Raw genomic sequence first — 20,264 nt, 5'->3', positions numbered from 1 at the left:
GGCCGGACGGCAGGGCTGGTGTACTGGGGCGCGCACCGGAATAAGTTTGCCACGACGTCGCTGCGGCGTCCGCGAGATGGCGGTGGTCGTGAGGTCACTCACAGCGGCCCGCGCGATCTATCGCACGGGCCACAGCGGGGCACGGCGAGCATGCTCAACCAGCGCGTCGGGCATGCAGCATCGCGAAACCGAGAGGCAACTCCTCGCGGGTGATCAGGTCGAGCCCGGCCGACTTCAGCAGGGCTCGGTAGTGCGCGCCGGTTCGTTCGCGACCGCCGACATTGCACAGCATGTGCAGGTCCCAGGCGGGTACCAGGGAACGGGACTCGTCCTCGGGGAGCAGCCGTTCGACGAGGTAGAGCCGGGCGTTTTCGTACATCGCCGCCGCGCAGCGGAGCAGGATGGTCCGGGAGTCGGCGTCGTCCCAGTCGTGCAGTACTCGCGAGAGCAGATAGATATCGCCGCCGGTCGGTACCTCGGCGGTGAAGAAGTCGCCGCCGATGAACTCGCAGCGCGGGAGACAACCCGCTCGATCGATGGTGGTTCGTGCGCGCGGGAGGGTCGTCTCCCGTTCGAACAGAATTCCGCGCAGGTGCGGATGCGCGGCCAGCACGCGTGCCAGCAGTTCGCCGTTGCCGCCGCCGATGTCGACCACCGTGCGTGCCGTGGCGGCACCGATCTGATCCGCCACCTGGCCGAAGATCGCCGCGCCTGCGGCCATCGCGCTGTCGAACAGGTCCGCGCGGGCGGGGTCGGCGCCGAAGTACTCGAAATGGTGCAGGCCGAAGTGGTGGTCGAAGGCCGTCCGCCCGGTGCGCACGGCGTAGCCCAGTTCGCCGAAGGACTCGTAGAACGCGCCGCCGTACAGGCGGGCCAGCGGATGCAGGGAGGGCCGGGCGTCCGCGGCGAGGAGCGCGCCGACATCGGTGAGTGCGTAGCCCGCTCCGCTCGGCTCGACGACATCGAGCTGGACCAGATAGCGCAGCAGCCGGGCGAGTGCGCCGGGGTCGGTCTCGGTCTGTGCGGCGAGCTCGCTCACCGGGCTGCCCGGTGCCCCGGCGAGCCGGTCGGCGATCCCGCACTCGGCGGTTACGGCCAGCGCCTGGGTGGCCCAGGCTCCGGTGAGCAGCCGCAGCAGCCGTGTCGCCGGGTCGTCGGACTCGCCGATGTGCCTCGCCAGCGCGCGCGGGTTGGCACCGGCGACGTGGAGTTCCATCCGGTCGGTTCCCGCGCCGGGCCGGGCGAAATAGAAGCTGGTCGCGTCCTCCCTGTCGTTGTGGCCGCCGCCGTCGGGACGGAGTCCGCCCGGCCCGGTGAGCAGCGCGCACAGCCCGGCGAGGGCGACGTCGTCGATGGGGCCGGTGGCCAACGCGATGTGGGCTTCGCGCGCGTCGGCGCGCTCGGCGGCCGACACCTGTGCCGGTGCGTCGAGCAGCGCGAAGATCTCTATCTCGCAGGGTGTTCCATCGGCGGCCCGCAGTGCGGCCCGCACGATCTGGACCGGCACGTGCCGCGGATCCAGGCCGTGCCGCGCCGCCAATCGCCGGCGGACAACCACGCTGGGGCCGGTTGATACCACGGCGAGATCGTGCATCGCCAGCATCTCGTCCAGTGCCGCGAGGTCGGGGGGAAACACCAGCACCCCCACATGGTCGAACCGGCAGCGGCCTGCGATCGCTCTGCGTTCGGATTCGCCCAGGTGGGGCAGCAGCCGGGTGAGCACGCTGTCGGTGTCCTGCGTTCTGACGAACCGCACGGCCGCTTCCACGCGGTCGTGATCGAGGGGGTCGATCCGGGGCTGCACTGCCGGCGAACGGGTCACGCGTCCTCCTGGATTCAGATGCCGACGTAGTTCTCCGCGAAAAAGTCCTGGTGTGTCCGTGAGGTGGCCAGGCTGTGCAGCCGGGCACGCTGGAGTTCGCGTTCGAAGGCGGCCTGTGGTCCGGCGGGCGGATGGAGCAGGCCGATCATCCAGTGCGAGAACTCGTGGGCCCGGCGGATGCGCGGCACGCACACGGCCGAATGCCGCCGCAGGCCCGACTCGTCCCCGCGTTCGACGGCGGCGGCGAGCGCGAGCGCCAGCGACTGCGCGGTGAGAATGGCCAGATTGGCGCCCTTGGCGGCCGACGGGCTGATCGAGGAGGCCGCGTCGCCCGCGAGGAACAACCGTCCCCGCTGGATCGGGTCGAGGATCTCCGACCGGAGCCGGACCAGGCCGCGCTCGACGATCGGGCCGGTCCGCAGCGGCCCGTACCGGTCGGCGCGAAGTCGCGTGGACAGGGCGGCCCAGACGCGGTCCTCGCTCCAGTTCAGGGGATCCTCGTCGGGCGAGCACTGCACGTAATAGCGGGTGATCTCCGGACTGCGCGGCATCTGCCCGGCGAAGCCGTCGGCGTGAACGCCGTAGACGACGGTCTCGCACGTCGGTGGGGCCTGTGCCAGCAAGGCGAGCCAGGTGATGTCGTAGTCGCACGTCGATCGGGCAACGGCGACGGCGTGTCTGGCGACGCCACGCGCGCCGTCGCAACCCACCAGATAGCGGGCGGCGATCCGATACGCGCTGCCGTCGGCGGCACGGGCAAGGACCCACGGACGGTCACCGTGCTCGTCACCGATCCGTTCGGCGGTGGTCTGGCAACGCAGGTCGCCGCCGCGGCGCAGATACTCGGCGGCCAGATCGGTCACCAGGTGCTGCTGCGGGTAGACGGTGTGTACCTCGCGTCGTCCGAGCTCGTCGTAGGACAGCGCGAAACGTCCGGTGTCACTACGGAATTCGCAAGTCCCATGGGTGCGTCCGCGCTCGCGCAAGCCGGTGTCGAGGCCGTGCTCACGCAGGACCGCGACACTGCCTGGCGCCAGGAAACCGGCCCGCGCTCGCTGCTCGATGTGCGCGCGATCGCGCCGTTCGAGGATCACGGAATCTATCCCGGCCGCTTGCAGGATATTGCCGAGGACCAAGCCGGCGGGACCAGCGCCGAGGACCAGGACCGCGGTGGTGCGATCGGTGCTCGCCACGCGCATGAGACCGGAGCTTAGGACACCTCGGCGGAATCGGAAGCGCGCCGCGAGGGCGTGTTGCCGGGCTTATGTGACATTGCTATCTCGCGCCGGTGGCGTCAGCGTGGACGACGTCGCGGCGGACTTGGCCGCCTTGCGGCGGGTGAGGCCCCGTTTGCCCATCAGGGCGAGGACCAGCAGGAAGATCACCGCTGCCACGACGGCGCCGACCAGGCAGGCGCCGCGGAAGGCGGGGGCGTCGACATCGAGGATGCGCTGACCGGCATGGGCGGCGTTGTTGCCGCCGAGCACGATCGTGAGGGTCATCAGGTTGGGCAGCGCGCCGAGCAGGGCGATGATCACCGCCGCGCCCGCGATGAACTTGCCGCCCTTGCGGTTCCACATCCGCACCGCGAGCAGCAACAGCAGCAGCGGCACCAGCGTGAACACCAGGCCGTAGACCAGACCCCACCAGATGCCCTGGCTGAAGCTGCCGTGCACCAGGCTCGCCAGCCGCTGTGCCCACCAGCGCGGGATGAACGACGACAGGATGAAGTAGGCGATCACCAGGACAGCGGCCGTGGCGACCGTGACGGTCGCCCGATTGCGCCACACCGTCGCGGTCGGCTTCTGACCGCTCGACCGCACCTCGCCGGTTGTCATGTCCTCAGCGTAGATGCGGTCATAGGGCCGGACGCCGATCCGGCGCCCGGCGTTTCCGGATAGGTTGCTACTCGCCCGTAGTCGTGCGGGCGCGCAGGAAGGCCAGCGCCTCGTCCGCGTGCACGGCCGCGCGGAGTTCGCCGGTCACGACCTTCAGGATCGTCCGGTCGGTGTCGATGACGAAGGTGTGCCGCTTCACCGGGGCGAGTTTGCCGAGCAGACCGCGCTTGACGCCGAACGCAGCGGCCACCGCGCCGTCGGCGTCGGAGAGCACCGGGTAGTCCAGGCGCTGCTTGGTCGCGAAACCGGCCTGCACCTCGGTGCTGTCGGTGCTGATGCCCGCGCACGAGGCGCCGATGGCGGCGAACTCCGCGCTCAGATCGCGGAAGTGGCAGGCCTCGGCCGTGCACACCGGGGTGTTGGCCGCCGGGTAGAAGAACAGCACGAGCGGGCCGTCGGCGAGCAAGCCGTCGAGCGTGCGGAGCTGGGCGGACTGGTCGGGGAGCTCGAACTGCGGAGCGCGCTGGCCTGGCTGCATGACCCGACCCTATCGACCTGCCGCCGAGCGCGAAAGATCCCCGTCCGCCGAGACGAACGGGGATCGAATTCGTGATCGGCGGGCACCGCCCCCGACGGACCGCACCCGCCGAGCGGTGCCTAGCGCTCGAGCAGGGCCGCGATCGCCGGGTTGCGGATCTCCATCACGTCGAGGATGCCGTGGACACGCAGCATCGGCTCGAGCTGCCGGATCAGGTGGCAGTGCGCGGCGTACTCGTCCGGGTAGATCTTCTCGTCCAGGTCCTGCACCTCTTTGGCGTAGGTGACGAACGACGTGAGTGCGCTGGCCGTGGACTGCTGACGGGGACCGAAGTGCTGCTGCGACATGACGGCCGGCCGGCCGTCCTGTGCGCCCTGAAGCGAGGGATTCAACAGTGCTCCTCTCGGGAAAAGGGATACCGCATGCGACATGGAACGCGCGCGAGTGTAGTGATGCCGATCACCCCGTCTCGCGGCGCGGGTCGGGTCAGCGCACAGGTGCTGCGGCACGCCTGGGATGATGGGTTCATGCAGGGCGCGTCGACACCAACCACCACGACCCGCGACCAGTTCCGGCTGCTCGCCGCCGAGCACCGGGTCGTCCCGGTGACCCGAAAGGTGCTGGCGGACTCCGAAACTCCGCTTTCGGCCTACCGCAAGCTGGCCGACGACCGGCCGGGCACCTTCCTGTTCGAGTCCGCCGAGAACGGGCGATCGTGGTCGCGCTGGTCGTTCATCGGCGCGGGCAGTCCGTCGGCGCTGACCGTCGTCGACGGCGAGGCGACCTGGCTCGGCGCGGTACCGGCCGACGCTCCCTCCGGCGGTGATCCGCTGCGCGCGCTGCACGAGACCCTCGAACTGCTGCGCACCGAGCGCCTGCCCGGTCTGCCGCCGCTGACCGGCGGCCTGGTCGGCTACCTCGGCTACGACGCGGTGCGCCGGATCGAACGGCTGCCCGAGCTGGCCACCGACGATCTGCAACTGCCCGAACTCGTCCTGATGCTGGCCACCGACCTGGCCGCGTTCGACCACCACGAGGGCGCGATCACCCTCATCGCCAACGCGGTGAACTGGAACGGCACCGACGAGAACGCCGACGCCGCCTACGACGACGCCGTCGCCCGGCTCGACCGGATGACCGCCGCGCTGGCCACGCCTGCGCCGTCGACGGTGTCGGTCTTCGACCAGCCGGAGCCACAGTTCCTGCGCAGGCGCACGACCGAGGAATTCGGTGCGGGCGTGCTGCGGCTGATCAAGGAGATCGAGGCGGGCGAGGCGTTCCAGGTGGTGCTCTCGCAGCGCTTCGAGATGGACTACACCGGCTCGCCGCTGGCTGTGTACCGGATGCTGCGGGCCTCGAACCCGAGCCCGTACATGTACCTGATGCACATCCCCGACGGCGACGGCGGCACGGCGTTCTCGATCGTCGGCTCCAGCCCCGAATCGCTGGTCACCGTGAAGGACGGGGTCGCGACGACCCATCCGATCGCGGGCACCCGCTGGCGCGGGCACAGCGCCGAGGACGACATCCTGCTCGAGAAGGACCTCCTCGCCGACGAGAAGGAGAACGCCGAGCACCTGATGCTCGTCGACCTGGGCCGCAACGACCTGGGCCGGGTCTGCCGCCCCGGCACCGTGCGGGTCACCCAGTACCGCCACGTCGAGCGCTACAGCCACGTCATGCACCTGGTCTCGACGGTGTCCGGACAGCTCGCCGAGGGCAAGATCGCGCTCGACGCGGTGCAGGCCTGCTTCCCGGCCGGCACGTTGTCGGGCGCGCCGAAGGTGCGGGCAATGGAGCTGATCGAGGAGCTGGAACCGACCAGGCGCGGCATCTACGGCGGCGTCGTCGGCTACCTCGACTTCGCCGGTGACGCCGACACCGCCATCGCCATCCGCACCGCGCTGCTCAAGGACGGCACGGCCTACGTGCAGGCCGGTGCGGGCGTGGTCGCCGACTCCGATCCGGTCTACGAGGACACCGAGGCCCGCAACAAGGCCATGGCGGTGCTCAAGGCGATCGCGGCGGCCCAGACCCTGCGCACCTACGAGGGCGGCCTGGCATGAGCGGTCAGCGCCCGGAGGAGGCAGCTTGCGTAACCACGCAGGGCGCCCGAGCATGCCGAATGGAGACAGCATGACCGACGCTGCCGCCCCCGCGCCCGCCGCCAAACCGGTCGTCCCGGTGGCGCTGCTGGCGCTGGCGGCGGCGGGGCTGTGGGCGTCGTCGCGGATGACCTGGGTGACGGTGCACTCCGCCGACGGGCTCACCGAACCGCGCACCGACGATCTCGACGGTGCCACCTGGTTCGGCGCGCTCACCCCGCTGGCGCTGGTGCTGGTCGCCTCGATCGCCGCGGTGTTCGCGGTGAAGGGCGGACTGCGCCAGCTGCTCGGTGTGGTGATCGCGGTGGTCGCCGCGGTCGCCGCCGTGCCGGGGTTCGCGCTGGTCGTGGGGGAGGGCCGGACCGCGGAGCGGGCGGGCCAGCTGGCCGAGCTGCCGGTGCGCGCCGTCGTCAGCAGCGCCGACGTGCACCCGGCGCCCGCGGTGCTATCGATCGTCGCGGCGGCGCTCGCGCTGTTCGCCGGAGTCCTGCTCACCCGCCGGACCGGGGAGAACGCCCAGCTCTCCGGCGCCTACGACAACCCGGTCTTCCGGCGTGCCGACGCCAGCGCCCAGGTGAGCAAGCAGCGCGACGAGACCGGCACCGCGGCGCCGCTGTCGGACCGCGTGCTGTGGGACGCGCTCGACGCGGGCACCGACCCGACCGACACCGCCGAGGGACCGGACGACGACGGCAAGTCGCCCGGCGGCACGCCGTGACCCGCCACGGATCCACCACAGTGACGCCGGCCTGCTCCGCGGCAGTGACCCCCGGCACCCCCGCCGCAGTGACACGCGCGGCGGCCATTTATTCTTGTCCAGCATCGGTGAGACAGCGCCTGAGGGGACTCTCAGGTGAGAAGTTCGTCTCCCCAGAAAGGATTCGAGCCAGATGACGGTACTCGACTCGATTCTCGACGGGGTTCGGGCGGATGTTGCCGCTCGCGAAGCCCTCCTCGATTTTCAGGCGATCAAAGCCGCAGCGGCCGCCGCCAAGGCGCCGCTGAACGCGGCCGCCGCGTTGCACGAGGACGGGATCGGTGTCATCGCCGAGGTGAAGCGTGCCAGCCCCTCCAAGGGCGCGCTGGCCGACATCCCGGACCCGGCCGTCCTGGCCAAGGCCTACGAAGACGGTGGCGCGCGCATCATCAGCGTGCTCACCGAGGGCCGCCGCTTCGGTGGTTCGCTCGACGACCTCGATGCCGTCCGCGCCGCCGTGAACATCCCGGTCCTGCGCAAGGACTTCGTCGTCGGCCCGTACCAGATCCACGAGGCCCGTGCCCATGGCGCCGACGTGATCCTGCTGATCGTGGCCGCGCTCGAGCAGGACGTGCTGTCCTCGCTGATCGACCGCACCGAATCACTGGGCATGACCGCCCTGGTAGAAGTGCACACCGAGGAAGAGGCCGATCGCGCGCTGGAAGCGGGCGCGTCGGTGATCGGTGTCAACGCGCGCAACCTCAAGACCCTGGAAGTGGACCGCGACGTCTTCGCGCGGATCGCCCCCGGCCTGCCGTCGGAGGTCATCCGGGTCGCCGAGTCCGGCATCCGCGGTACCGCCGACCTGCTGGCCTACGCCGGCGCGGGCGCCGACGCGGTGCTCGTCGGCGAGGGCCTGGTGACCAGCGGCAACCCGCGCGCGGCGGTGTCGGAGCTGGTGACCGCGGGCACCCACCCGTCCTGCCCGAAGCCGGCAAGGCGGAGCATCCGGTGAGCGCTCTGCCCCAGGCCAGTGCGGGCGTCGCCCAGCACAGCGACTACGAACCCGACGCGGGTGGCCACTTCGGCGTCTACGGCGGACGGCACGTCCCCGAGGCGCTGATGGCGGTGATCGAGGAGGTCACCGCCGAGTACGACAAGGTCCGCTCCGACCACAGCTTCCTCGACGAGCTCGACCGGCTGCAGCGCGACTACACCGGGCGTCCCTCGCCGGTGTTCGAGTGCCTCAACCTGGCCGAGCACGCGGGCGGCGCGCGGATCTTCCTCAAGCGCGAGGACCTCAACCACACCGGCTCGCACAAGATCAACAATGTGCTCGGCCAGGCGCTGCTCGCCAAGCGGATGGGCAAGACCCGCGTCATCGCCGAGACCGGTGCCGGCCAGCACGGCGTCGCGACCGCGACCGCGTGCGCGCTGCTCGGCCTGGACTGCGTGATCTACATGGGCGCGGTCGACACCGCGCGTCAGGCGCTGAACGTGGCCCGCATGCGGCTGCTCGGCGCCGAGGTGATCTCGGTGACCACCGGCTCGCAGACCCTCAAGGACGCCATCAACGAGGCGCTGCGCGACTGGGTCTCCAACGCCGACGACACCTACTACTGCTTCGGCACCGCCGCGGGCCCGCACCCGTTCCCGCTGATGGTGCGCGATTTCCAGCGCATCATCGGGATCGAGGCGCGCCAGCAGATCCAGGAGCGCACGGGCAGGCTGCCCGAGGCGGTCGTTGCCTGCGTCGGCGGCGGCTCCAACGCCATCGGCATCTTCCACGCCTTCATCCCCGACGCGGGCGTGCGGCTGATCGGGTACGAGGCGGCCGGTGACGGCGTCGAGACCGGTCGGCACGCGGCCACCTTCACCGGTGGCACGCCGGGCGCGTTCCAGGGTGCCTACTCGTACCTGCTGCAGGACGAGGACGGCCAGACCATCGAATCGCATTCGATCTCGGCCGGTCTCGACTATCCGGGCGTCGGCCCCGAGCACGCCCACCTCAAGGACATCGGGCGCGCCGAGTACGAGCCGATCACCGACGTCGAGGCGATGGACGCGCTGCTGCTGCTCTCGCGCTCGGAGGGCATCATCCCGGCGATCGAGTCCGCGCATGCCGTGGCCGGTGCGCTGAAGCTCGGCAAGGAACTCGGCAAGGGCGCGATCATCCTGGTCAACCTGTCCGGTCGCGGCGACAAGGACATGGACACCGCGGGCCGCTGGTTCGGTCTGTTCGACGACGCCGCCGAGGAGAACCAGCAGTGACCGAGCGAAGCGAGGGCACCATCAACACAGCGTCCATGACGTCGGCCGCGACGAGCGTCAGCGAGGAGCGGCCGTGAGTCAGCAGTCCCGTCTGGCCAACACCTTCGCCGCCGCGCGCGCGGAGAACAGGGCCGCCCTGATCGGCTACCTCCCCGCGGGCTACCCCGATCTGGCCGGTTCCATCGACGTGTGCAAGGCCATGGTCGAATCCGGTTGCGACATCATCGAAGTCGGCGTGGCGTACTCCGACCCGGTGATGGACGGCCCGACCATCCAGGCCGCCGCCGAGCAGGCGCTGCGCGGTGGCGTGCGGGTGCGCGACGTGTTCTCCGTCGTCGAGGCGATCACCGACGCGGGTGGTCAGGCCGTGGTGATGAGCTACTGGAACCCGGTGCTCCAGTACGGCGTCGACACCTTCTCCCGCGACCTGGCCGCGGCCGGTGGCGCCGGCATCATCACGCCGAACCTGATCCCCGACGAGGCCGACGACTGGTTCATCGCCTCGGCCACGCACAACCTGGACCGCATCTTCCTTGTCGCGCCGTCGTCGACCGAGGAGCGCCTGGTGAAGACGCTGGAGGCCTCGCGTGGATTCATCTACGCCGCCTCGACCATGGGTGTGACCGGCGCGCGTGACGTGGTCTCCTCGGCCGCGCCCGCGCTGTGCGCGCGGGTCCGCGCGCATTCCGACATCCCGATCGGCGTCGGCCTGGGCGTGCGCTCGGGTGCCCAGGCCGCCGAGATCGCCGCGTACGCCGACGGCGTGATCGTCGGATCGGCGCTGGTGACGGCCGCGGCCGAGGGTCTCGACGCCGTACGCGCCCTGACCAGCGAGCTCGCCGAAGGCGTGCGGTCCCGCCTCCCCGCGACTTCTGGCCAGATCTAGGCGCGGGGTCGGACGGCCACGCGGCCGGCGGTCAGGCGGGAGGCGGGGGAGCCCGTCCCCGGTGAGTTACCCATGTTCTCGCGAAATGGGTTGTGCGGAGCCTGTATCGGTGCCCTCTTCATGTGGTGGACCACCCACGTCAGGGTCACGGTCACTCCTTGGTACGGCACTCAACTAACGTGGGGGCCGTGAACTCAGTCCTGGCCTACCTTCCGAGTCCGCCGCAGGGTGTCTGGCAACTCGGGCCCTTCCCGCTCCGGGCATACGCGCTGTTCATCATTCTCGGCATCGTCGTCGCCATCTGGTGGGGTGAGCGCCGGTGGCAACAGCGTGGCGGCCAGCAGGGCGCTGTGCTCGACGTCGCGATGTTCGCGGTGCCGTTCGGCCTGATCGGCGGCCGGCTGTACCACGTGGCCACCGACTGGCAGAAGTACTTCGGTCCCGGCAAGCACCCGATCGAGGCGCTCTACATCTGGCAGGGCGGCCTCGGCATCTGGGGCGCGGTGTTCCTCGGCGGCATCGGCGCCTGGATCGGCTGCCGGGTCTACAAGATCCCGCTGCCCCCGCTCGGCGACGCGATCGCGCCCGCGGTGCTGCTCGCGCAGGCGATCGGCCGCCTCGGCAACTACTTCAACCAGGAGCTCTACGGCCGCACCACCGAGGTGCCGTGGGGCCTCGAGATCTACGAGCGCTTCGACGCGGAGACCGGCGCGCGCGACATGATGAACGGCGTGTCGACCGGCCGGGTACTCGAGGTCGTGCACCCGACGTTCCTGTACGAGCTGGTGTGGAACGTGCTGGTCGTCGTCGCGCTGGTGCAGCTGGACAAGCGCTACAAGATCGGCCACGGCCGCCTGTTCGCGCTCTACGTCGCCGGCTACAGCTTCGGGCGCTTCTTCGTCGAGCTGATGCGCAGCGACGAAGCCACCCATATCCTCGGCATCAGGATCAACTCGTTCACCGCCGCCCTCGTATTCCTCGGCGCCATGGCCTATTTCGCGCTGGCGACCAAGGGCCGCGAGACACCGGCGCAGCTGCAGCCCGGTGGTGAGCCGCGGCCGTGGCCGTGGCAGTTCTCGGCGCTGCGTGCCGCCGGGGCGGCGGGCAAGTCCACCGAGGCAACGGATTCCACCGAGGACACCGCGAAGGACTCCGCCGATGACGCGGCCGACGGCGCCGACGCCGAGCCGGAGCTGAAGAAGACCGACCCGGCGCCGACCGCCGACGACGCGGCAGACACCGCTGAGCCGGAGCAATCCGGCGCGAAGAAGGCCTGATCGACAGCTTTCGACTCGAATACGACGGGCGTCCGGCAACATTCCGGGCGCCCGTCGCGATATTCCGGGCAGAGTGTCGAGGACCGATCGTAGGGGCCCGAGGAGACAACGGCCGGTCCTTATGACCACAATGACCGGTGATCGTCGCGGGCGCACCGCCGTTCGGCCGATCGCCACTGGCCGGGGGCCACGACGGGTACCCGCACGAATGATGGAGGACATGAGTGACCGACCCCTACAACCCCAATCCCCAGTACGGCCCCGACCTGAGCAAGCAGCCCGACTCCGGCTCCCAGCCGCAGTACGGCCAGCCCGCCTACGGCCAGCCCTCGGATCCGTACGCGCAGCAGCCGGGCTACGGCCAGCAGCAGCAGCCGGGGTACGGTCAGCCGCAGTACGGCCAGCCCCAGTACGGTCAGCCCGCCGACCCGTACGCCCAGCCGCAGCCCGTCTACGGCGCCGCGCCGTACGGCGCCATGCCGCAGGGCTATAACCCGGCCGATCCGGAAGCGCCGTACGGCCGTGACATGTACGGCGTCCCGTTCTCGGACAAGCAGAAGCTGATGGCCGGTCTGCTGGAGATCTTCCTCGGCAGCTTCGGTGTCGGCCGTTTCTACCTGGGCTACACCGGTCTGGGCATCGCCCAGATCGCGGTCGTCTGGCTGACCTGTGGCATCGGCGCCATCTGGCCGCTGATCGACGGCATCATGATGCTCACCGGCAAGGTGCCCGACGCGCAGGGCCGTCCGCTGCGCGACTGATCGCCCGGCACCGTCGAACGGGTGCTCCGCGTCGCGCGGAGTGCCCGTTTCTCGAATAAGCTCAGTGTGTTTCCCCACCGGAATTGCGATCACGGTGAGCGATACTCTGTCTCCGTCTGTGGTGGCGCCGTAGCGTCGCTTGGCCTGCGCGTGCCCTGATGCGCGCAGCGAAGGAAGGGATTGACCGTGCGCAAACTGCTTGCCGCCGCCGTACTCGCCGTTGTCGCCGCGACGGGTCTGTCGGCCTGCTCGTCCGATGCCGACCCGAATGTGCTGAAGGTGGGCACCGAAGGCACCTACGCGCCGTTCAGCTACCAGGACAGCGGCACGCTGACCGGTTACGACGTCGAGGTCGCGCGGGCGATCGGCGAGAAGCTCGGCAAGCGGGTGGAATTCGTGCAGACGCCGTGGGATTCGATCTTCGCCGGGTTGGAGTCCAAGCGCTTCGATCTGGTCGCCAACCAGGTCACCGTCAACCCCGAGCGCACGGCCAAGTACTCGCTGTCGCAGCCGTACACGACCTCCGAGGGCGTGATCGTCACCAAGGCCGACAACACCACCATCACCTCGCTGGCCGATCTGTCGGGCAAGACCACCGCGCAGTCCGCGACCAGCAACTGGAGCAAGGTCGCCGCGGGCGCCGGTGCGAAAGTCGAAGCGGTGGAAGGCTTCGTGCAGGCGGTGCAGCTGCTGAAGGCCGGTCGCGTCGACGCCACGGTCAACGACACCCTGGCGGTCGGTGAGTACACCAAGAAGACCGGCGACACCGGCATCAAGATCGCGGCCAGGACCGGTGAGACCAGCAAGCAGGCCTTCGCCGCCCGGAAGGACGACGCGGCGCTGATCGCCGATATCGACAAGGCGCTCGAACAGCTGCGCGCCGACGGCACGCTGACCAGGCTGTCGGAGAAGTACTTCGGCACCGACGTCAGCAAATAGCGGATGGATCCCGCAACCAGGGAGCTGATCTGGCACAACCTGTGGCCGATGCTGAAGGCCACGGTGACCGCGACGCTGCCGCTGACGGCGATCAGTTTCGTCATCGGCCTGGCGATCGCGGTCGGGGTCGCGCTGGCGCGGATGTCGTCGAAGCGGGCGCTGTCACTGCCCGCCCGCTTCTACATCTCGATCATCCGCGGCACCCCGCTGCTGGTGCAGCTGTTCATCGTGTTCTACGCGCTGCCGCAGTTCGGGATCGTCATCGACCCGTTCCCGGCGGCGGTGATCGCGTTCAGCCTCAATGTCGGCGGGTACGCCGCGGAGGTGGTGCGCTCGGCGATCCTGAGCGTCGCCCACGGGCAGTGGGAGGCGGCCGAGTCGCTGGGCATGACCTACCCGCAGACGCTCTGGTACGTCGTCTTCCCGCAGGCGTCCAGGATCGCGGTGCCGCCGCTGTCGAACACGCTCATCTCCCTGGTGAAGGACACCTCGCTGGCCTCGACCATCCTGGTCACCGAACTGCTGCGCACCGCCCAGCTGGCGGCCGCGCCCACCTTCGACTTCTTCGCCCTCTACGGCGTCGCGGCCCTCTACTACTGGGTCATCTGCCTGATCCTCGGTGTCGGCCAGACCCGCTTGGAAACGCGGCTGTCGAGGCACGTCGCCGTTCGGTGACAACTCATTTCGTGAACACCTGGGTAACTCGCCGGGAACGCCCGGCCCATGCCCCGCCGATATCCGCCGGTCCGGTCGAGTAGGGGCCTTGCACCCCCCGACCGGCGAAGTACGCGGAGCGGCGGGACAGTACTAGGCTTGCCGGTGTGATGCGACGGACGAAGATTGTGTGCACCCTCGGACCGGCTACGGCCACCCAGGACCGTATTCGTGAGCTCGTCGAAAGCGGCATGGATGTGGCCCGGCTGAACTTCAGCCATGGTGAGCACGCCGACCATGCCGACAACTACAAGATGGTCCGCGCGGCCTCGGACGAGACCGGTCGCGCGGTCGGCATCCTCGCCGACCTGCAGGGCCCCAAGATCCGCCTCGGCCGGTTCACCGACGGCCGCACCACCTGGGCCAACGGCGAGCAGGTGCGGATCACCGTCGACGACGTCGACGGCACCCACGACCGTGTCTCGACCACCTACAAGCAGCTCGCGCAGGACGCCAAGGCAGGCGACCGCCTGCTCGTCGACGACGGCAAGGTCGGCCTGACGGTGGAGAGCATCGACGGCAACGACGTCGTCTGCCGGGTCACCGAGGGTGGCCCCGTGAGCAACAACAAGGGCCTGTCGCTGCCCGGCATGGACGTGTCGGTGCCCGCCTTGTCCGAGAAGGACATCGAAGACCTCGAATTCGCCCTGAAGCTGGGCGTGGACTTCATCGCGCTGTCGTTCGTGCGCTCGCCGTCCGACATCGAGCTGGTGCACGACATCATGGACAAGGCAGGCCGCCGGGTGCCGGTCATCGCCAAGCTGGAGAAGCCGGAGGCGATCGACAACCTCGAGGCGATCGTGCTCGCCTTCGACGCGGTGATGGTCGCCCGCGGCGACCTCGGCGTCGAGCTGCCGCTCGAGCAGGTCCCGCTGGTGCAGAAGCGGGCCATCCAGATGGCGCGCGAGAACGCCAAGCCGGTCATCGTCGCGACCCAGATGCTGGAGTCGATGATCGAGAACTCCCGCCCGACCCGCGCCGAGGCCTCCGACGTCGCCAACGCGGTGCTCGACGGCGCCGACGCGGTGATGCTCTCGGGAGAGACCTCCGTCGGTGCGTGGCCGATCGACGCGGTGCGCACCATGAGCCGCATCGTCACCGCGGTGGAGTCCGAGACGCACCGGGTGCCACCGCTGACCCACGTCCCGCGCACCAAGCGTGGCGTGATCTCCTACGCCGCCCGCGACATCGGCGAGCGGCTCAACGCCAAGGCCCTGGTGGCCTTCACCCAGTCCGGTGACACCGTGCGCCGCCTGGCCCGCCTGCACACCCCGCTGCCGCTGCTGGCGTTCACCCCGCTGCCGGAGGTGCGCAGCCAGCTGACGCTGACCTGGGGCACCGAGACCTTCATCGTGCCGATGGTGCAGAGCACCGACGCGATGATTCATCAGGTCGACCAGGCGCTGTTGTCGATGGATCGGTACCGCAAGGGTGACCTGGTGGTCATCGTGGCCGGTTCCCCGCCGGGTACCGTCGGTTCCACCAACCTGATCCACGTTCATCGCATCGGCGAGGAGGACCACTAGTCGTGAGTAGTTCGGCAGGCGGATCGATCGAGGTCGAGACAGTGCAGGGCGAGCCGTCCCCCGATCTGCGGGTGCTGCTCGACCTGCTCGACCTCGAACCGATCGGCGAGGACGTCTTCCTCGGCAACCATCCCGAGAAGGTGTGGAGCCGCACCTTCGGCGGGCAGCTGGTGTCGCAGGCGATCGTCGCTGCCGGACGCACCGCCGGTGAGCGGCCGCTGCACGCGATCAACGCGCATTTCGTGCGCGGTGGCGACGTGAAGAAGCCGATCGAGTACCACGTGCAGCGGCATCGCGACGGCCGCGCGCTCGCGAACCGGACGGTCACCGCCAGCCAGGACGGCCAGGAGCTGTTCGTCATGCTGGCGGCGTTCCAGGACTGGGGCAAGGGCCTCGAGCACGCCCACGAGGGCCCGCAGGTGCCCGATCCGGAGACGCTGCCCCGGATCGAGGAGAGCTTCGCCGGCTTCGAGGACAAGCTGGAGATGTTCATCAACGCCCCGCACCCGGTCGACATGCGCTACACCAACGATCCGGCGTGGATCCTCAAGGGCACCGGCGAGAAGCTCAACCACAACCGCGTGTGGATGCGCACCGACGGCGCGCTGCCCGACGATCCGCTGCTGCACGTGGCCGCGCTGGGCTACTCCTCCGACACCACCGTGCTCGATTCGATCATCACCACGCACGGATTGTCGTGGGGTCTGGACCGGATCCTGGCGGCCACGGTGAACCATTCGATCTGGTTCCATCGCCCGTTCCGCTTCGACGACTGGACCCTCTACGCCACCGAATCACCGGTCGCGGCCGGCTCGCGTGGCCTGGCGACCGGCCGATTCTATTCGCGCAGTGGGGAATTGCTCGCGACCACGGTCCAGGAAGGCGTCATCCGGCACTTCCCGGCCCGCTGAGCGAGCACCTCAGCGGTGTTCGCGGTCGAGTTCGAGCTCGACATCGGTGCGCTGGTGGGCGCGCAGCACGAACGGGACGGCGTCGGTGGCCGCGCCGTACACCGCCAGCGCCAGGCCGTGCTCGAGGCCGGCGATATCGGTGTCGGTGAGGTCGGCCGGATCGCCGACCAGGCTGAGCGCGATCTCGGAGGTGGTCTCGGCGCCCGGTTCGGCGCCGGGATGCGCACCGCGCCAGTGTGATTCGAGTTCCTGATGGACGGGATCGGCCGCGTCGACGGGCAGGGTGAACCGCCAGGCGAACACATCGCGGTCCTGGAGGTGGTCGTCGAGGACCGTCCGGACACTGGCGACGATGCGGTCGAGAATTTCCGGTGTCACATACACATGGAGCGAAACATCCGAAATGCGTTTCGGCATGTCTGAAGTTCCTGTCGTGTGTCGAACCAGCAAGGGGAACAGCACGTCCGCGCCGAAGTGTAATCCCTCGGGCCCTCCGGCGAACAGCCTTGCGCTCAGCGCCTGCGCTGGGCGGCCAGAAATGCCGAGAGCGGACGCGCGGGCGCCGGTTCGATGACCAGCCCGGGGCGCTCGTCGTTGCCGGTGAGTGTGGTCTGCTCGTGCGGCGCGAGCGCCTCCAACAGGGGGAAAAGCAGGTCGGCGATCTTGTCGCCGACCTCGAGGAAGGCCTCGGGGGACAGGCCGATCGGGTCGGCGATGTTCTCCCGGCCGACGTAGGCCAGATCGTTGCGGGCGCGGTCCAGTGCGGCAATGGATTTCGCGCCCGTGACCTTGGCGATGCGGTGCGCCTCGGCGAGGGCGAAAGTGCGCGGCGCGACGCCGAAGGCGAGCTCGGCCACCTGATCGCGCAGCGATTCGGTCATCGCGAGCACCAGGTCGGCGCGGTCGACCATCTCTGGCTTGAGTTTGCGTGCCTTGAATCCGGTGGCGTCACCGCCGAGGCTGGCGATGGTCTCCGCGGCCAGCGGTTCCGGTGGGAAGCCGACCAGCGCGCGCGTCCCCGCGCTCTCCGCGGTCAGCCCGGGTAGGCCGTTGTCCGCCGCGAACGCCCGGGTGAGCCGTTCGGCGATCACCGACCGGCAGACGTTGGAGTTGCAGACGAACAACACGTGCATACCGATACCGTAATCGGGTCGATTGTCGTGTAGTGGGTCAGAATTACAACCATCACAGGCGCGGCGCTACTTATTCACCTCTCGGTTGAATCCTGTACATGAATGCGGTGCGAAATCCGTTGTGCGTGACCGTGATACCCGCGAGATATGAACCGGAAACCTGCGAGCGATATGTGTCGATCATCACTCTTTTGTGGTGTAATAATTCGATTCGGTAATAACCGGCGGCGCTGAGGGTGCGGCGCCGTGCGCCCGGCCGCGAGTGGGAACATCCGGCCACGCACGGGCGCCTCGGGGGCGGACGCGGCCCGCCGGCCGAGGTGCCACCGGCGCGTGCCGAGCTGGTGCGACGACGTGGCCGTTCACGCGGGTTCGACCGGCGGTTCGCTTCCCGGCGCGCCGAGGCGCTATAGTGACCGCGGTGCGCCGGGTTGGCGGAACTGGCAGACGCGACGGTCTCAAAAACCGTTGTCCGAAAGGACGTGTGGGTTCGAGTCCCACACTCGGCACCACGGCGGTAGCGCGGCATCGGCCGCGCTCCGCGGGGGAGTATCGGTCGCGGGGTGTGCGCGACGTCACCGCGCTCGCGTTCACCGGCGGTTTCGGACCGCTCACTGCATTCTGTGCGGAAGCGAAAGGTACTCTTTACATCACTCGGTCACCCACGACGGGTTCCCGGCCGGCTCGCCCGGTTGGTGCCGTCGTCTGTCGTGGTGTGATCGACAGGCATCGGAATCCAGAGGGGTCGAACCTATGAGCACGAATGCAGCGGGCGCCGGCGCTACGCGTGAGGCCGCGGCCAAGCGCGTCGTCGTCGCCGAGGACGAGGCCCTCATCCGGATGGACCTCGTGGAGATGCTCAAGGAAGAGGGCTACGAGGTTGTCGGTGAGGCGGGCGACGGTCAGCAGGCCGTCGAGCTGGCCGAGGAGATGCGCCCCGATCTGGTGATCATGGACGTGAAGATGCCGCGCCGCGACGGCATCGACGCCGCCGCCGAGATCGCGTCGAAACGTGTTGCGCCCGTGGTAATCCTGACCGCGTTCAGTCAGCGCGACCTGGTCGAGCGGGCCCGCGACGCCGGCGCGATGGCCTATCTGGTCAAGCCGTTCACCAAATCCGATCTGGTGCCCGCGATCGAACTCGCGGCGAGCCGTTTCCACGAAATCACCGCGCTGGAAACAGAAGTCGCGAATCTGTCGGACCGGTTGGAGACGCGCAAACTGGTCGAGCGGGCCAAGGGTGTGCTCATGCAGACCCAGGGCCTGTCGGAACCGCAGGCGTTCAAATGGATTCAGCGCACCGCGATGGATCGGCGCACGACCATGAAGGCGGTCGCCGAAGTCGTGCTGGAGAACCTCACCCCGCAGTGACGCCGGAACGCGCCGCTTCGGGTCTCGCGTCGAAAGCCGAAAAACTTTACGTAAGCGAAACAATAATGTGAACTACGACTGGACTCGAAGCGTCCGACATGATGCGAATGTGATGCGGATCTAACAAACCGGCGATATGTTCTGTCCGGGCTGAACGTGGTCGGCCCCCTCGGTGACCCCGGGGAGCACAGGACATAGAGGTGAGACGTGCTCAGTTCGACATGGCGCAGTCGTTCGACGCGAGGAGTTCTGGTAATCGGAGCTGCCGCGTCGTTGGTGTTGTCCGGATGCAGCGACAAGTCGTCCGACGGCGGCGGTGGCGGCAACACCGATCTCTCGATCCAGCCGGTAGTTCAGCTCGACACCCAGGGTAAGGCCGTCGCGCAGACCGACGCGGGCGCGGCCGCCGATCCCGCGGGTGACGGCAAGGCCAAGTGCGCGCCCCAGACCATCGCGATGGCGGGCCCGCTGACCGGCGGTAACGCCGCGCTCGGCATCAACATCATCAACGGCGTCAAGCTGGCGCTCGACCAGCACAACAAGGCCAACCCGGATTGTCAGGTGTCGGTCAAGCAGTTCGACACCGAGGGCAAGCCGCAGATCGCCAGCCAGGTGATCCCGACGATCGTCAGCGATCCCAGCATCGTCGCGCTGGTCGGCCCCACCTTCTCGGGTGAGACCAAGGCGACCGGCCAGATCCTCAGCGAGGCGGGCATGCCCACGCTGACCGCATCGGCCACCAACCCGACGCTGACCCAGAACGGCTGGAAGACCTTCTTCCGCGGCCTGGGCAACGACGACTCGCAGGGCCCGGCCGTCGCCAACTACCTGACCGGCGAGAAGGGCTACAAGAAGATCTGCGTCGTGCAGGACAACACCGACTACGGCGCCGGTCTGGCCAAGGCGTTCAACACCGCCGCAGGCCCGGCCGCCGACGCGTCCTGCGCGGTCAGCGTCAAGGAAGGTGACAAAGACTTCTCGGCCGCGGTGTCGAAGCTGTCCGCGGCCAAGCCCGACGCCATCTTCTACGCCGGTTACTACGCGGAGGCGGCACCGTTCGTGCAGCAGCTGCGGTCCGGCGGCGTGACCGCGACCTTCGTCTCCGCCGACGGCAGCAACGACCCCGAGTTCGTGCGCCAGGCCGGTAGCTCCTCGGAGAGCGCGCTGCTGTCGTGCCCGTGCAGCCCGGCGCCGGAGAAGTTCGCGACCGAGTACAAGGCGCTCAACGGCCAGGCGCCCGGCGTCTACTCCGTCGAAGGCTACGACCTGACCACGATCCTGCTCAAGGGCATCGACTCGGGCAAGGTCACCCGCGCCGAGCTCGTCGACTACGTCCGTAACTACAACGGCACCGGTGTCGCCCGCCAGTACCAGTGGAGCGGGACCGGCGAGCTGGCCAACATCCAGATCTGGATGTACGAGGTCAAGTAGTCCCCACGAGAGTGTGTAGCGGTGCGCGTGGCCATGCCACGCGC

The 20,264-nt window shown here is 69.1% G+C and carries 20 protein-coding genes and 1 tRNA gene; 14 read left to right on the top strand and 7 right to left on the bottom strand.

Features of this window, described 5'->3' with window-relative positions; translation table 11 throughout:
- Window positions 1-154: 154 nt before the first annotated feature.
- From ACWF9G_RS28135 to ACWF9G_RS28115, 5 genes are all read right to left on the bottom strand, one after another.
- Window positions 155-1,822 carry a methyltransferase gene (locus ACWF9G_RS28135; protein ID WP_452518981.1) on the bottom strand — a complete coding sequence of 556 codons (1,668 nt, stop codon included), beginning with the start codon at window positions 1,820-1,822 and terminating at the stop codon, window positions 155-157.
- A gap of 14 nt (window positions 1,823-1,836) precedes the next feature.
- Complete coding sequence (locus ACWF9G_RS28130) at window positions 1,837-3,021, bottom strand: 4-hydroxybenzoate 3-monooxygenase (RefSeq protein WP_452518980.1); 1,185 nt, start codon at window positions 3,019-3,021, stop codon at window positions 1,837-1,839.
- Between the two features lie 63 nt (window positions 3,022-3,084).
- Complete coding sequence (locus tag ACWF9G_RS28125; RefSeq protein WP_452518978.1) at window positions 3,085-3,660, bottom strand: permease; 576 nt, start codon at window positions 3,658-3,660, stop codon at window positions 3,085-3,087.
- Window positions 3,661-3,727: 67 nt separating this feature from the next.
- Window positions 3,728-4,198, bottom strand: a complete 471-nt coding sequence (locus tag ACWF9G_RS28120; protein ID WP_379310109.1) for a peroxiredoxin — start codon at window positions 4,196-4,198, stop codon at window positions 3,728-3,730.
- Between the two features lie 119 nt (window positions 4,199-4,317).
- Entirely contained in the window at window positions 4,318-4,590 is a 273-nt protein-coding gene (locus ACWF9G_RS28115; protein ID WP_452518976.1) for a hypothetical protein, read from the bottom strand.
- A gap of 135 nt (window positions 4,591-4,725) precedes the next feature.
- On the opposite strand from ACWF9G_RS28115, the gene ACWF9G_RS28110 reads away from it, so the two are divergent.
- The 11 genes from ACWF9G_RS28110 to ACWF9G_RS28060 all read left to right on the top strand — a co-directional run bounded on the left by ACWF9G_RS28110 (window position 4,726) and on the right by ACWF9G_RS28060 (window position 16,285).
- Window positions 4,726-6,264 (top strand): anthranilate synthase component I, encoded by a 1,539-nt coding sequence (locus ACWF9G_RS28110; protein WP_379310123.1) that lies wholly within the window; start codon window positions 4,726-4,728, stop codon window positions 6,262-6,264.
- Window positions 6,265-6,334: 70 nt separating this feature from the next.
- Entirely contained in the window at window positions 6,335-7,021 is a 687-nt protein-coding gene (locus tag ACWF9G_RS28105) for a TIGR02234 family membrane protein (RefSeq protein ID WP_379310107.1), read from the top strand.
- Window positions 7,022-7,193: 172 nt separating this feature from the next.
- Complete coding sequence (gene trpC, locus ACWF9G_RS28100) at window positions 7,194-8,015, top strand: indole-3-glycerol phosphate synthase TrpC (RefSeq protein ID WP_110040403.1); 822 nt, start codon at window positions 7,194-7,196, stop codon at window positions 8,013-8,015.
- A complete protein-coding gene (gene trpB, locus ACWF9G_RS28095; RefSeq protein WP_452518975.1) occupies window positions 8,012-9,271 on the top strand; it encodes a tryptophan synthase subunit beta in 1,260 nt (419 codons plus the stop codon). The genes trpC and trpB overlap by 4 nt, the downstream gene beginning before the upstream one ends.
- 73 nt (window positions 9,272-9,344) lie before the next feature.
- Window positions 9,345-10,157 (top strand): tryptophan synthase subunit alpha, encoded by an 813-nt coding sequence (gene trpA / locus ACWF9G_RS28090; protein WP_452518973.1) that lies wholly within the window; start codon window positions 9,345-9,347, stop codon window positions 10,155-10,157.
- Window positions 10,158-10,336: 179 nt separating this feature from the next.
- Complete coding sequence (gene lgt, locus ACWF9G_RS28085; protein ID WP_379310102.1) at window positions 10,337-11,434, top strand: prolipoprotein diacylglyceryl transferase; 1,098 nt, start codon at window positions 10,337-10,339, stop codon at window positions 11,432-11,434.
- A gap of 224 nt (window positions 11,435-11,658) precedes the next feature.
- Window positions 11,659-12,195 carry a TM2 domain-containing protein gene (locus tag ACWF9G_RS28080; protein ID WP_452518970.1) on the top strand — a complete coding sequence of 179 codons (537 nt, stop codon included), beginning with the start codon at window positions 11,659-11,661 and terminating at the stop codon, window positions 12,193-12,195.
- 186 nt (window positions 12,196-12,381) lie between these two features.
- On the top strand, window positions 12,382-13,134 hold the full coding sequence (locus tag ACWF9G_RS28075; RefSeq protein ID WP_379310122.1) for an amino acid ABC transporter substrate-binding protein: 753 nt from the start codon (window positions 12,382-12,384) through the stop codon (window positions 13,132-13,134).
- Window positions 13,135-13,137: 3 nt separating this feature from the next.
- Window positions 13,138-13,809, top strand: coding sequence for an amino acid ABC transporter permease (locus tag ACWF9G_RS28070; protein ID WP_452518968.1), 672 nt, complete (start codon window positions 13,138-13,140; stop codon window positions 13,807-13,809).
- A gap of 146 nt (window positions 13,810-13,955) precedes the next feature.
- Window positions 13,956-15,374, top strand: a complete 1,419-nt coding sequence (gene pyk / locus ACWF9G_RS28065; protein ID WP_379310099.1) for a pyruvate kinase — start codon at window positions 13,956-13,958, stop codon at window positions 15,372-15,374.
- Between the two features lie 41 nt (window positions 15,375-15,415).
- Window positions 15,416-16,285 (top strand): acyl-CoA thioesterase, encoded by an 870-nt coding sequence (locus ACWF9G_RS28060; RefSeq protein ID WP_452501147.1) that lies wholly within the window; start codon window positions 15,416-15,418, stop codon window positions 16,283-16,285.
- A gap of 9 nt (window positions 16,286-16,294) precedes the next feature.
- Here ACWF9G_RS28060 and ACWF9G_RS28055 read toward each other — a convergent pair whose 3' ends face one another.
- Both ACWF9G_RS28055 and ACWF9G_RS28050 read right to left on the bottom strand, forming a co-directional pair.
- The gene (locus tag ACWF9G_RS28055) at window positions 16,295-16,702 is read right to left on the bottom strand and encodes an RNA 3'-terminal phosphate cyclase-like family protein (RefSeq protein WP_379310098.1); all 408 of its coding nucleotides are present in this window, start codon (window positions 16,700-16,702) and stop codon (window positions 16,295-16,297) included.
- A gap of 95 nt (window positions 16,703-16,797) precedes the next feature.
- A complete protein-coding gene (locus ACWF9G_RS28050) occupies window positions 16,798-17,418 on the bottom strand; it encodes an arsenate reductase/protein-tyrosine-phosphatase family protein (protein ID WP_379310097.1) in 621 nt (206 codons plus the stop codon).
- 425 nt (window positions 17,419-17,843) lie between these two features.
- Between ACWF9G_RS28050 and ACWF9G_RS28045 the strand changes: the two genes are divergently transcribed.
- The 3 genes from ACWF9G_RS28045 (at window position 17,844) to ACWF9G_RS28035 (ending at window position 20,220) form a co-directional block, all read left to right on the top strand.
- Window positions 17,844-17,930: transfer RNA gene (locus ACWF9G_RS28045), tRNA-Leu, on the top strand.
- Between the two features lie 241 nt (window positions 17,931-18,171).
- On the top strand, window positions 18,172-18,789 hold the full coding sequence (locus tag ACWF9G_RS28040) for an ANTAR domain-containing response regulator (protein ID WP_189033992.1): 618 nt from the start codon (window positions 18,172-18,174) through the stop codon (window positions 18,787-18,789).
- A 273-nt stretch (window positions 18,790-19,062) separates the two neighbouring features.
- Window positions 19,063-20,220, top strand: coding sequence for a branched-chain amino acid ABC transporter substrate-binding protein (locus ACWF9G_RS28035; protein WP_379310096.1), 1,158 nt, complete (start codon window positions 19,063-19,065; stop codon window positions 20,218-20,220).
- Window positions 20,221-20,264: the final 44 nt, after the last annotated feature.

This window comes from Nocardia sp. NPDC055029, from assembly GCF_053608525.1.
This window is presented reverse-complemented; position numbering and strand designations above follow the sequence as displayed.